Origin of the sequence: Streptomyces sp. ADMS (genome assembly GCF_033441795.1) — a bacterium.
In the GTDB taxonomy this organism is placed as follows: Bacteria; Actinomycetota; Actinomycetes; order Streptomycetales; family Streptomycetaceae; genus Streptomyces.
In genome coordinates, this window is the sequence record NZ_JAVFVX010000036.1 from 20,099 (window position 1) to 32,904 (window position 12,806).

Sequence of the window (12,806 nt, forward strand, 5' to 3'; positions counted from 1 at the left end):
GACAGGTCAACTGTCGAACTTCCGGTAGGAGTCGTCGAGTTCGCGGACCTCGACCGAGGCGTGCAGGGCGAGCCCCTCGACAGGCTTCACATGGGTGCGCACGAGCTCCAGTACGGCTTCCGTCAGCTGGGCCTTCGTCTCCACCGTGCGCCCGGTGAGCATGCCGATCCAGACGTGCACGATGGCGTGGCCGTCGGTGTCCGCGCCGACCGTGGCGTCCTCGGTGCGGCGGAACTGCGTCTTGCACGCGTCGGGCTTCGCCTTCGCCGTCGCGACGACCTCCTCGTGCAGCGCGAGCGCGAACGCACGCCGGTCGAAGGCCTCGGTCAGCGGACCCGAGTAGTCGACGGTGATCTGCGGCATGGATCAAACCCCTGTTCAAACGACGTCACGGCCACCTCACCCTAACCGGCGTGCCCCGACCGGCCGAACCTGAGCAGCCGCGGGGGAAGTCGAGTGCGAAACCCACGCTCCGCAAGGGGCGCGGGGCTGTGCCCATATGAGGCTTCCGCCGCGTGGGCGCGACCAGCCCCCAGCGGTTCGATCGCCGCGGGCCGCGGCCCGCGGCGATCGAACCGCACATCCAGCGGAGCGCTCACTCGGCGAGCCGCAGCGCCAGCATCGCGATGTCGTCCTCCCGGTCGTGTCCGAAGCAGACCAGCAGCGTGTCGCAGAGGGCGTCCAGGCCGGGCAGCGCACCGGTGGCGGCCGCGCGGAGGTGTTCCAGCGAGTCCGCGAGGTCGGTGCCCCGGGTCTCGATCAGACCGTCGGTGACCATGAGGAGCCGGTCGGTGGGTTCGAGGAACAGTTCGGTGGGCGGCGGATGGGCGAGGCCCACGCCGAGCAGCGGGCCCTCGACCTTGGCGTAGTCGGCGCTGCTGGTGCCGCGGATGATCAGCGGCGGGATGTGGCCCGCGTTGGCGATGAGGGTGCGCCCGGTGGAGGGGTCGACGTGGACCAGACACACGGTGGCCGTGACCTCGGGGTGGTAGCGCTGGAGCATCCGGTCGAGGCGCTGGGCGAGCACAGCGGGGTCACTCTCGTCGACGCAGTAGGCGCGCAGCGCGTAGCGGATCTCGCCCATGACGGTGGCCGCGTCCAGCGAGTGCCCGACGACGTCACCGACCGCGGCCAGCACGCCGTCGTCGGTGCGCACGGCCGCGTAGAAGTCGCCGCCGATCTCGGCGTCCCGGGACGCGGGCACGTACCGGACCACGACGTCGATGCCCGGCAGGTCGGACAGCCGGTCGGGGCGGGGCAGGATGCTGTGCTGGAGGGTGAGGGCGACATGCCGCTCGACCTGGTACATGAGCAGCGGTTCGGCGGCGAGCACGGCGGCCTGGGCGAGCCGGGCGACCAGTGACTCGCTCTCGGGGCTCACTCTGCGCACCCCGCGGGTGGGCGTGGCCAGGCACACCGACGTCCTGCCGTCCTCGGTGGGGATCAGCACCAGACGGGCGTCGTGCTCCACGCCCGGCCGGAAGAACCCGGCGGGCCACAGCGGCGCGGGCACCGTGGTGATCCGCACCCCGCTGTGCCCGCGGGTGAGCCGCCGGAGCAGATCCGCCACGACGCGGTGGGCGCTCTCGTCCGGCATGGCGAGGGAGGTGCGGTCGCGGGAGGTGGCGCGGTACAGCTCGTCGTCCGGACCGAGGATGAACACTGCGGCGGGCGAGCCGGTGAGCCGCGCGGTGCCCTCGGCGGCGGCGTCGGCGAGTTCCTGCAGGGAGCGCGCCTCCTGGATGGTGAAGACGGTTTCCGACAGCCGGGTCAGCCGCCGCGCCAGTGCCTGGTCGCCCGCCCGCAGCCGCGCGGCGCGCACCGCTGCCCGCAGCACCGCGTCGATCTCCTCGGGCTCGGCGGGCATCGTCAGATATGCCTCACCGCCCGCGTCCAGGCCGTCGCAGCGGTCACACCGGGACACGGAGGAGGCCGAGAAGTGCACGACGGGCAGGCCGGCCATGTGCGGGCGGGCCTTGAGCCGGCGGCACAGCTCGACCCCGGTCATGTCGGGCAGTTTCATATCGATGAGGGCCACGTCGGGCAGGGTGCCCCTGCGCAGCCGTACGTCGAGTTCGGCGAGCGCCTCGTTGCCGCTCGCGGCTGCTACGACCTGGTAACCGACGCGGCGGAGCAGGGCACTCATCGCATACCGGTTGGCCGCGGTGTCGTCCACGACCAGCACGGTGGTGTCTGTCCACTTGCCGTTGCCGTCCATCTGGCCGCCCTGGGGACACAGGTGGGGCAGACCGGAGGTTCACGGTCTGCCCCACCACGATATGCCCTTGTCAGGCGGTGCGGGTGAATACCGCGACGGACCTCCCCGGAACGGCGAACGTGCCCGATCCCCGCTCGTACGTGGCTGACCTGACAATACGGTCCGCTCCTGCCCGCAGCACCGGGTGCAGGGCGTACGAGGCCCCGGCGAGCGAGACGACCCGCTGCTCACTGCGCTCGGGCGTCGCGTTGAACACGACGACGAGATCGCCGAGTTCCATGGTGATCACGCCGGGCGTCTCGTTCTTGCCGCACAGCGGGAAGGAGAGTTTCGACTGCACCTGTCCGGCCGTGTCGAGGGAGAAGTCACTCTCCGTCGTACGGATTCTCAGCAGATCCCGGTACGCGGACGAGGCACCCCCGATCTGGGCGCAGCCGACCTCGACGGATGTCAACAGGGGTTTGGCGTAAGCCCACTTGGAGGCGTTGTCGGCCGCCATGGGCAGTCCGCGCCCGAAGCCGTTGCCGTTGCCGTTCGCGCAGTTCCAGTGGATGGCGTTGAACCAGTCGCCGCTGTCGTAGGAGTTGCGGTCGAGGGATTTGGAGCGCAGCAGGTCGCTGCCGGCCTGGGAGAGCGCCGGGCCCTGCGAGAGAGTGGCCGTGGCCATGGCGAGGACCTGCATACGGGCCCGGTCGGCGGCGCTCGTCGTGGCGGGCAGTTTGAAGGCGAGCGCGTCGAACAGCGACTCGTTGTCGTGCGCGTCGGCGTAGGCGAGGGCCTCGCCGGGTGCGTCCGCGTAACCGGCGGGCCGGCCGTTGTAGTCGACCTGGGCGCCCGTGACCTCCTCGCCGTCGGTGCCGGTGAAGCGGTAGGCGGCGAGGTTGCCGGAGAGGCCCACCTTGATCAGGTCCTGGTAGTGCAGGAGGCGGGCCTTCTGCTCGGCCGGAGTGCCGTTGCCGGTCGAGGAGTTGGGGTCGGTGTACAGCCCGGACGCGAAGCCCTGGACGCCCGGGTCCTCGTCGAAGGGGCCGCCGCCGCGCACGGCGTCACGGGCGCGGTCGGAGAAGGTCGCGATGCCCGTCCCCGCCATGTTCTTCTGGGTGGCCTGCACGAAGCGGGCGTCGTCGGCGACCTCACCGAAGTTCCAGCCCTCCCCGTACAGGATGATCTTCTTTCCGTCGACGCCGTCCTTCCTGGGGGTGAGCGCGTCGAGGGCCTTCCTGACCGCCAGGATGTTGGCCTTGGGGTGGTGGCCCATCAGGTCGAAGCGGAAGCCGTCGACCTTGTAATCCCTGGCCCAGGTGACGATCGAGTCGACGACGAGCTTGCCCATCATGGTGTTCTCGGGCGCGGTGTTGGCGCAACAGGTGGAGTTGGCCACCGAGCCGTCGGCGAGAAGGCGCTGGTAGTAGCCGGGGACCACCTTGTCGAGGACACTCGTCTTCGCCTGGCCGCTGGCGGGGGTGTGGTTGTAGACCACGTCCATCACGACTCGCAGCCCGTCGCTGTTGAGCGACTTCACCATCTGCCGGAACTCGACGGTGCGGCGCGTTCCGTCCGGGTCGCTCGCGTAGGAGCCCTCCGGAACGGTGTAGTGGTACGGGTCGTAGCCCCAGTTGTACGCGTCCTTCGCGGCGGTCTTGGCCACGCATTCCTGCTGCTGGTCGGAGGCGGCGGCGAAGGAGGACAGGTCGCAGTCGACGGCCGCCTGGTCCGCCTTCTTCTCGGGGATGGTGGCGATGTCGAAGGCGGGCAGCAGGTGGACGTACGAGGTGCCGGCCTTCGCCAGCGCGCGGAGGTGCCTGGAGCCGTCGCTGTCCTTGTCGGTGAAGGCGAGGTAGGTGCCCTTGTCCTTCGCGGGCACGGTGTTGTCGGCGACCGAGAAGTCCCGGACGTGCAGCTCCTGGATCTGGGCGTCGGTGAGCGGTGCGGCCTTGGGCTTGCTGTACGACGTCCAGCCGCCCGGCGCCAGGGACCTGTCGTCGAGATCGACGACGAGGCTGCGCTCGGAGTCGGCGGTCAGAGCGACGGAGTAGGGGTCGGTGACCTCGTTGGTGACGACCTCGGCGACGCTCGGGGCCCACACCTTCACGACGTACCGATATGGCTTGTTCTTCCAGGACTTGCCGCCGGTGACGGACCAGACGCCGGTGGTGTCGTTCCGCTTCATGGCGACCGTGGAGCCGTCGAGGTCGAGTTTCACCGACTGCGCCGTCGGCGCCCACACGGAGAGCGTCGGACGGCCCTTGCGGAACGCCGGCCCGAGATCGGCGTCCGATCCGTCGTAGAGGTCGTCCAGTACGCCGGCGATCTGGACGCCCGTGGCGGCGAGCACCGCTCCGTTCGCGGCGCGCTGTGAGGCGACGACCTGGCCGCGGAGTGCCTCGCGGACCCGGTCGCGGTCGCGCATGTCGACCGTCCAGGCGGTGTACGCCTTCAGGTGCGGGAACCTGGCCTTCTGGGCGTCGGTGAGGGACGACCTGGTGAGGCGGAGCCGACGCTCGTCGGTGCTGGTCAGCGCGCCGTCCTTCGCCGTGATCGAGCCGGTGCGGGAGTAGAGCAGCTGGGTGGAGGCGGCGGTGTCGTTGCCGTTCCAGGCAACTGTGTCGCGGTCGATCCAGACGGCCTCGGAGGTGGTCAGGTCGAGGGCGGCCGAGCTGCCCTCGGGTTGCGGGAGCAAGTACTTCTCCTGGCCGTTCAGGAGCCAGACCTCGTGGCCGTCGGTCCTGAGGTCGAGGGCCTGGTCGGTGGAGAGGTCCTTCTCGTCACCCTTGTGGATGATGTAACCGAGGCTGGTGGCGCCCTCGTTGAGCGGTACTTCGTAGACCGCGCCGTAGGCGTCGGTCCGCACCGGTTCCAGGGGCTGCGACCAGTCCGTGGGGTTCGCGGCGCCGGACCAGACGTGCAGACCCCAGCCGTCGTAGTTGCCGTCAGCGCGGTGGTAGTGGAGGACCGCCTTGGTCGTGTCCTGCTCGGGGTGGTCGGCGGTGGGCCTCTCCGTCAGGACGGCTTCCCTGCCCTGTTCGACCCAGATCTCGCCGGTTCTCGTGACGTCGATCGAGCGGTCGGCGGAGACGTCCTTGTTGCCGTCCTTGTCGATGACGAGGTAACTGACGCTGGAGGCACCGGGCTTGAGCTCGACGTAGGCGAAGGCGCCGTACGCGTCCCGCCCGACGAAGCCGTGGCCGGCGGGCCAGGTCGTGCCCTCGCCGTCGGCGATGTCGCCCCAGGCGTACAGGCGCCAGTCGGTGTAGTCACCGTCCGCGCGCTTGTAGTGGACGATCGCGTGGTCACGCGAGGACGCCGTGGGGACCTCGGGGGCGGGCGGGGTGCCCGTGACGGAGGTCGCCGTGGCGCTCGCCGTACGTCCGGCGCGGTCGATCACAACTGCCTTGTAGCGCAAGGACGTTCCGGCGGCAACGTCCTTGCCTATGGTCTGGGTGACCCGGTAGGGGGCATGGTCGGCGGAGCCGAGGGTCTGCCACCTGCCGCCTCCGGCCTGGGCGGCGAAGACGACCCGGTTGAGCCCGCCGCCGTCGACATCGGCGGTGATGTTCACCGTGCCGGTGGCGCCGGTGGGCGGGGCGGTGAGGGTGAGGGAGGGCTTGGTGGTGGGCGTGGCGAGCCTGCCGGCGGCCTTGAGGACGATCGCGGAGCCGGCCGGGACGGTGACGGTGATCTTCCTGTCGGTGCCGCTGGTCACCTTGGTGTCGGTGCCGTGAATCCCCTTGAAGGCCATGTCCGCCGAGCCGGTGGCGAAGGTCGCCGTCCTCGCCTCGGCCGCGTTGTTGAAGGCCACGACGTACTCGGTGCCGGACTTGGCGTCGGTGCGGGAGAAGGCGTAGACGCCGGCGCCGTCGGCCGCGTGGCGCTCGGTCTGGATGCCGTCCGCGAGGGCCGGGTTGGCCCTGCGGAGCTTGGCGAGAGCGCCGATCTGCTTGTAGAGCGGTGCACTCGTGTCGTAGGCGTCCTCGGCGTGGGTGCGGTCGGTGCCGAGTTCGTCGTCGTCGAGGTAGTCGGAGACCTTCGAGGCGAACATCGTCTGGCGGGCGTCCTTGTCACCGCCCGCGCCGGTGAAGCCCTGCTCGTCGCCGTAGTAGACGACCGGGTTGCCGCGGCTGAGGAACATCAGCTCGTTGGCGAGTCTGTCCTTGGCGAGCAGTTCGGCGTCGGTGGCGTCCGGGTTGTCCTGTCGCAGGAACGTCCCGATCCGGCCCATGTCGTGGTTGCCGAGGAAAGTGACCTGCTCGTACGCGTTGGCCTTGTCGGTCGTGTACTTGTAGTCGTCGCCGAAGACGGAGGCGAGCTTCTGGGCACTGCCGCCCTGGGACGCGTACGAGCGTGCCGCGTCCTGGAAGGGGAAGTCGAGCGTCGCGTCCAGACGGCCCTGGGTGACGTACGGCGAGGTCACGGATGTGTCGGCGGAGTACACCTCACCGAACATGAAGAAGTCGTCGCGCCCCTTCTTGGCCGCGTACGCGTCCAGCGCGGTGGCCCACTGGGTCCAGAACTCCATGTTGACGTGCTTCACGGTGTCGATCCGGAAGCCGTCGATGCCGAAGTCCCGTACCCACTTCTCGTAGATCTTCTCCATGCCGCTGACGACCTCGGGACGCTCGGTCCACAGGTCGTCGAGCCCGACGAAGTCGCCGTACGTGGCCGACTCACCGGCCCAGGTGGAGTCGCCCCGGTTGTGGTACATCGTCGGGTCGTTGAGCCAGGACGGGACCTTGGTGTTCTTCTTCGCGGCCGGGACGACGGGCGTGCGCGGGAAGGAGCCGGTGTCGACCTTCGGGAAGGCCCTGGTGCCGTCCGCGTAGTCCGCGTCGTCGAAGGGCTCGCCGTCCTTGGTGAGGTACGGGAAGGCACCCTTGGAGAGGTAGTCGTAGGACTTCTGCTCGTAGTCGACGACGTCGGCGGTGTGGTTGGTGATGACGTCGAAGAAGACCTTCATGCCCTTGGCGTGCGCCTTGGAGATGAGGGTTTCGAGATCCCGGTTGGTGCCGAAGTGCGGGTCGACCTGGGTGAAGTCGGTGATCCAGTATCCGTGGTACCCGGCGGAGGCTCCCCCAGAGCCGAAAGCCTGGGAGGTACCCCCAGTCCCGGTCCCCTGTACGGGCTCGTTCTTGAAGATCGGGGCCATCCAGAGGGCGGTGGTGCCGAGGCCCTTGATGTAGTCGAGCCTGCTGGTGAGGCCCTTGAGGTCGCCGCCCTGGTAGAAGCCCTTGTCGGTGGGGTCGTAGCCGGTGGTGAGGCGGGTGCCGGTGAGGCCGCCCTTGTCGTTGGCCTTGTCGCCGTTGGCGAAACGATCCGGCAGCACGAAGTAGAACTGCTCGCGGGTCAGGTCGTTACGGGCGGCGGTCTTCGCCAGCTTCGCGTCGGATGGGGGCGCGGGCGGGGTGGCGGCCCCGGCGGTTCCGGCAGCCAGGGGCTGGACGAGGGCCGCGGTCAGCGCGATCACGGTGAGCGCGGCGACTCGTCCGGCGTGGGCGGCGTGAGTGGTACGGGTGGTACGGGCAACGTGGGTGGTACGGGCTGTGCGGCGCCTTGTCGGCGACGGCCATCTCGGTATCACGGATGGACTCCTTGCGATCACGGCTCTTCGGGTCCGACCCCGCGCGACCGTACCGCCGCCGAAAGGTTTACAGCAAGGGTCGTGAAAATAACAGTAAGAACTTTCAGCAAGTGGACTTGCCGAGGTAGATCGCCAGGGCGGTGTTGGAGCCGAGGGTCGCGGTGAACTGACCCGAACTGTTCACGGAGACCGTCGTGTTGTTCTGGACGTCGCAGTACGTCCCGGCGGGCAGCGAGGTCTGGTACGTACGACTCAGACCGCTCGACTCGTGGTTGATGACGACGTAGCCCTTACCGCCCCTCCCGAAGGCGATCGCGTCGCCTCCGTTGTCCCACCAGTTGGTGACGGACTCTCCGCGCGCGGCGTTGCGGAAGGCGACCATGCGCCGGATCTCCGGCCAGGCGTGCTGACACTTCCAGCCGTCCTGCCAACAGGCGTTGACGGTACCGCCGTTGGGCGGCCCGGCGTCCGTGTCGGAGAACTCGTAGCCAGAGTTGATGTCCGGGGCTCCGTACGGGTGGGCGAGCATGAAGACGTTGGCGAGGGTGTAGTCGGCGTTGTCCTTGTAGCTGAGCGTGGAGCCGTTGCGCTCGGTGTCGTGGTTGTCGACGAAGACACCGGCGACGCCGCTGCTCATGTAGCCCCAGCCCTCGCCGTAGTTCTTCAGGTAGGCGAGGTTCTCGTTGTTGAAAACCCGCTTGAGGTCGAACGCGTAGCGGAACTCCTGGACGTCGCCGTTGCCCGTGTACTCGGTGGGCTGGACGGCCTCGCCGCTGCCGAAGATGGCCTCCTGCTTCCAGTACACCGACGTGTTGCTCAGCCGCGACTTGATGTTGGCCAGGTCGGCGGCCGGGATGTGCTTGGCCGCGTCGATGCGGAAGCCGTCGACGCCGTGGCCGAGCAGGGAGTTCATGTACCCGGCGATGGCGGAACGGACGTAGTCCTCGCCCGTGTCCAGGTCGGCGAGGGTGACGAGTTCGCAGTTCTGGACGTTGGCGCGGTTGGTGTAGTCGCTGATGGTGGCCGTGCAGTCGTCGAAGTCGAAGGAGGAGTACAGGCCGGGGTAGTTGTACTTGCCGTACGACGAGCCGCCGGTGCCGGTGCCGCTGCCCGCCGACATGTGGTTGATGACGGTGTCGGCGACGACCTTCACGCCGGCCGCGTGACACGTGTCGATCATGCTCTTGAAGGCGGTGGCGTCACCGAGCCGACCCGCGATTCTGTAGCTCACCGGCTGGTACGACGTCCACCACTGCGAGCCCTGTATGTGCTCGGCGGGCGGGGAGACCTGGACGTAGCCGTAGCCGGCGGGGCCGAGGCTGTTGGTGCACTCCCTCGCCACCGAGGCGAAGTTCCACTCGAAGAGGACGGCGGTGACGTCCTTGGCGCCGGGCGGGGAGGCGTTGGCGGTGCCCGTCGGGACCGCGAGCGCCATCGACGCGCCCGCCGCGAGGGCGAGCGCGCCGGAGAGGGTTCTACTGGCCATGTGGGGGTCCTTCTCCGTTGAAGGTCCAAGCAAGATCTCTTGCCGGTTCTTGCTGCAAGATGGCTGAAAATTTTCAACCGACCAGAAGGTACGAGTCGCCTGCCGAGCCGTCAACCCTTGGGGTTGCTCCCTCTTCGCGTGCGCCCAACCCGCCGAAAGCGGTCAGATTCACTGGTTCCGGCATGAACAGATCGGTCCCGCCCGCCGTATCCTTTCCCGATCGAGGTGTGCGTTCAGCCGAATCCCTCGGTCTTCATGGGGTTTGCGCGTACGGGCCGCGAGTACCGCGGCCACGGGGGATGAGAGGCAACCATGGCGGCGACGAGCAATCCGGTGCGCAGCGGCACCGTGCTTCCGGTGGACGCGGCGCGATGGGCGATGTGGACTTTCGTCATCGTCAACGTGGTGACTGTCGAGGCACTGTTCCTCAGCGCCGGTTCAGGCAAGAACGGGGTGCTCACGGTCGCGAAGTTCTTCGGACTGCACGCGGCCCTGCTGATGCTGTTCCAGCTGCTGCTGGTGGCCCGGCTGCCGTGGCTGGACCGCCGCATCGGGATGGACCGGCTCACGGTGTGGCACCGCTGGGTCGGCTTCTCCCTGCTGTGGACCGTCCTCACCCACGCCACGCTGGTGGTGCTCGGGTACGCGACGCTCGACGACGCGTCCATGGGGAAGACGTTCGTCGCCCTGAGCGGGGTGGTGGCTTCTCTGCTGGGCATGTGGGCCGCGGCCTTCATCCTCGTGATCGCCGTGATCTCCACCCGGCCCCTGCGGCGGCGACTGCGGTACGAGGTCTGGCACGGGCTGCACCTGCTGCTCTACGTGGCCCTGGGCCTGGCGTTCGTCCACCAGTTGGAGGAGACGACGACGTTCGCGTCCTCCACGTTCGCCACGGCGTACTGGTGGTTCCTGTGGCTGTTCTCCTTCGGCGCCCTGGTGACCGGGCGGATCGCCGTGCCCCTGTGGCGCAACGCCTACCACCGGTTCCATGTCACGGCCGTGGTGCCGGAGTCGGACAACGTGGTCTCCGTGTACGTCACCGGCCGACACCTCGACAAACTCCCCGCCCGCGCGGGCCAGTTCTGCATCTGGCGGTTCCCCGGGCACAACCACTGGTGGCTGGCCAACCCCTTCTCCCTGTCGGCGGCGCCCGACGGACGGGGGCTGCGCCTCACGGCGAAGGCGGTCGGCAGCGCCAGCGCCGGCCTGCGCAACGTCCCGGTCGGCAGCCGCGCCTTCGTCGAGGGGCCGTACGGGGCGTTCACCTCGCTGCACCGGACCCGGCCCGGCGCCCTCCTGATCGCCGGCGGCGTGGGGATCACGCCCGTGCGGGCGATGCTCGAGGAACAGGCGATTGGTGACGTCGTCGTGCTGTACCGGGTTCGCAGCGAGGCCGACGCCGTGCTGCTGAACGAGGTGCGCCAGTTGGTCGCGCTCCGGGGCGGCCGGCTGCACCTGCTCACCGGCAGGACCGCCGAGGGCGCCCCGCCGTTCGGTCCGGACAGTCTGCACCGGCTGGTCCCCGACGTCATCGAACGCGACGTGTACGTCTGCGGCCCGCCCGCCATGACCGCGGCCGCGCTCGCCGGCCTGCGAGCCCTGCGGGTCCCCGCGCGACAGGTGCACGCCGAGAAGTTCGGCCTGGCCTGACCGGGAACAAGTCGGCATCCCCTACTGACCGCAGCAGTGCCCGCCGCCCCGAACTGGGCGGCGGGCACTGCAGGTTGGACCGGAGGTGCTTGCGAGAAGCGTGTCCTCGCGGGACTCTCAGACCGTCGTCCACCACACCGTCGTGTCCGCCGGCAGCTTCGCCTCGTCGTCCACCACGGTCACCTCGGCGCTGGCGACCAGGATCTCGCCGTACGCCGGGATCGTGACCGCCTCGCCACTCGTGTTGGCGACGCACACGAACTCGCCGCGCCGGAAGGCGAGGACGCCCTGCGGCGCCTTCAGCCACTCGACGGAGTCGCCCGCGCCGAGGCCGGGGTGTTCGCGTCGGGCGGTGAGGGCGGCGCGGTACAGCTCCAGGGTCGAGCCCGCCGTACCCTCCTGCGCCTCGACGCTCAACTCGGCCCATTCCGCGGGCTGCGGAAGCCAGGAGCCGCCGTCGCCGAAGCCGTACGACGAGCCCTCGCGGGTCCACGGGATCGGCACCCTGCAGCCGTCGCGGAAGCCGTCCTGGCCCTCACCCCGGAAGTACGCGGGGTCCTGGCGGACCTCGTCCGTGAGGTCGACGACGTCCGGCAGGCCCAACTCCTCGCCCTGGTAGACGTACGCCGAACCCGGCAGCGCCAGCATCAACAGGGTTGCCGCGCGGGCCCTGCGCAGGCCCAGCGCGCGGTCTCCGGCGAGGCGGATCTGTGTGCCGAGGCCGGGCTCGTTGGCGAAGCGGGTGGCGTGGCGGGTGACGTCGTGGTTGGAAAGGACCCAGGTGGCGGGGGCGCCGACCGGGCGCATGGCGTCCAGGGTGCGGTCGATGACGACCTTCAGCTCCGCCGCCTCCCAATAGGTCGCCAGGTACTGGAAGTTGAACGCCTGGTGGAGTTCGTCCGGGCGGACGTAGTTCGCCGTGCGCTCGATGGTCGGGGTCCAGGCTTCGGCGACGAAGATCCGCTCTCCCGCGTACTCGTCGAGGACCAGGCGCCATTCGCGGTAGATGGCGTGTACGCCGTCCTGGTCGAAGAACGGCATGACATCGTTGCCCAGCAGCTTGAGTTGCTCGTGGGAACCCAGGTCCGGTAGGCCTGCCGCCTTCACCAGTCCGTGTGCGACGTCGATACGGAAACCGTCGACGCCCATGTCGAGCCAGAACCGCAGGACCGAGCGGAACTCGTCCCCGACGGCCGGGTGTTCCCAGTTGAAGTCGGGCTGCTCGGGAGCGAAGAGGTGCAGGTACCACTCGCCGGGGGTGCCGTCCGGCTCGGTGATCCTCGTCCAGGCCGGGCCGCCGAAGATGGACTCCCAGTCGTTGGGCGGGAGTTCACCGTTCTCGCCCTTGCCGGGGCGGAAGTGGTAACGGTCCCGCAGCGGTGAGCCGGGGCCGTCGTGCAACGCCCGCTTGAACCACTCGTGCCGGTCGGAGGAGTGGTTGGGGACCAGGTCGACGATGATCCTGAGGTTCAGTTCGTGGGCGTCGCGGATCAGGGCGTCGGCGTCCAGGAGGTTGCCGAACATCGGGTCCACGGCGCGGTAGTCGGCGACGTCGTAGCCGGCGTCGGCCTGCGGGGAGGCGTAGAAGGGGCTGAGCCACACGGCGTCGACGCCCAGGTCGCGCAGATACGGCAGCCGGGTTCGTACGCCCTCCAGGTCACCCATGCCGTCGCCGTTGCTGTCGGCGAAGCTGCGGGGGTAGACCTGGTAGATCACCGCGTCGCGCCACCAGTCACCGCGAGCGGCGAGGTCGGCGGCGGTGACGGCGGAGGTCGGGGCCGGAGCGGCGGTGTGCTGGCTCATAACGTCCTTGGTACGTAACGGAGTTCGGGTCATGGGTCGGTTTCTGCTGGGGCGGGGCGGTTTTGAACCTGCGG

General features: G+C 69.2%; 6 protein-coding genes. 1 reads left to right on the forward strand and 5 read right to left on the reverse strand.

Features of this window, described 5'->3' with window-relative positions; genetic code table 11:
• Positions 1-6: 6 nt before the first annotated feature.
• From RB628_RS17705 to RB628_RS17720, 4 genes are all read right to left on the reverse strand, one after another.
• Positions 7-363 (reverse strand): isomerase, encoded by a 357-nt coding sequence (locus tag RB628_RS17705; protein WP_318321421.1) that lies wholly within the window; start codon positions 361-363, stop codon positions 7-9.
• A 232-nt stretch (positions 364-595) separates the two neighbouring features.
• Positions 596-2,218: a fused response regulator/phosphatase gene (locus RB628_RS17710; protein ID WP_318321422.1), complete on the reverse strand. Its 1,623-nt coding sequence runs from the start codon at positions 2,216-2,218 to the stop codon at positions 596-598.
• A 70-nt stretch (positions 2,219-2,288) separates the two neighbouring features.
• The gene (gene pulA / locus RB628_RS17715) at positions 2,289-7,793 is read right to left on the reverse strand and encodes a pullulanase-type alpha-1,6-glucosidase (RefSeq protein WP_318321423.1); all 5,505 of its coding nucleotides are present in this window, start codon (positions 7,791-7,793) and stop codon (positions 2,289-2,291) included.
• A 103-nt stretch (positions 7,794-7,896) separates the two neighbouring features.
• A complete protein-coding gene (locus RB628_RS17720; RefSeq protein WP_318321424.1) occupies positions 7,897-9,279 on the reverse strand; it encodes an alpha-amylase family protein in 1,383 nt (460 codons plus the stop codon).
• A gap of 312 nt (positions 9,280-9,591) precedes the next feature.
• Here RB628_RS17720 and RB628_RS17725 point away from each other — a divergent pair, with 312 nt between their 5' ends.
• Positions 9,592-10,929, forward strand: a complete 1,338-nt coding sequence (locus tag RB628_RS17725; protein WP_318321425.1) for a ferredoxin reductase family protein — start codon at positions 9,592-9,594, stop codon at positions 10,927-10,929.
• 117 nt (positions 10,930-11,046) lie between these two features.
• Here the strand turns inward: RB628_RS17725 and RB628_RS17730 are convergent, their stop codons facing one another.
• A complete protein-coding gene (locus RB628_RS17730; RefSeq protein ID WP_318321426.1) occupies positions 11,047-12,732 on the reverse strand; it encodes a glycoside hydrolase family 13 protein in 1,686 nt (561 codons plus the stop codon).
• Positions 12,733-12,806 lie beyond the last annotated feature (74 nt).

Excerpts from the sequence above, each read along its gene's own strand:
- RB628_RS17705 (WP_318321421.1), bottom strand. The coding sequence starts at position 363 with ATGCCGCAGATCACCGTCGACTACTCGGGTCCGCTGACCGAGGCCTTC.
- RB628_RS17710 (WP_318321422.1), bottom strand. The coding sequence starts at position 2,218 with ATGGACGGCAACGGCAAGTGGACAGACACCACCGTGCTGGTCGTGGAC.
- RB628_RS17720 (WP_318321424.1), bottom strand. The coding sequence starts at position 9,279 with ATGGCCAGTAGAACCCTCTCCGGCGCGCTCGCCCTCGCGGCGGGCGCG.
- RB628_RS17725 (WP_318321425.1), top strand. The coding sequence starts at position 9,592 with ATGGCGGCGACGAGCAATCCGGTGCGCAGCGGCACCGTGCTTCCGGTG.
- RB628_RS17730 (WP_318321426.1), bottom strand. The coding sequence starts at position 12,732 with ATGAGCCAGCACACCGCCGCTCCGGCCCCGACCTCCGCCGTCACCGCC.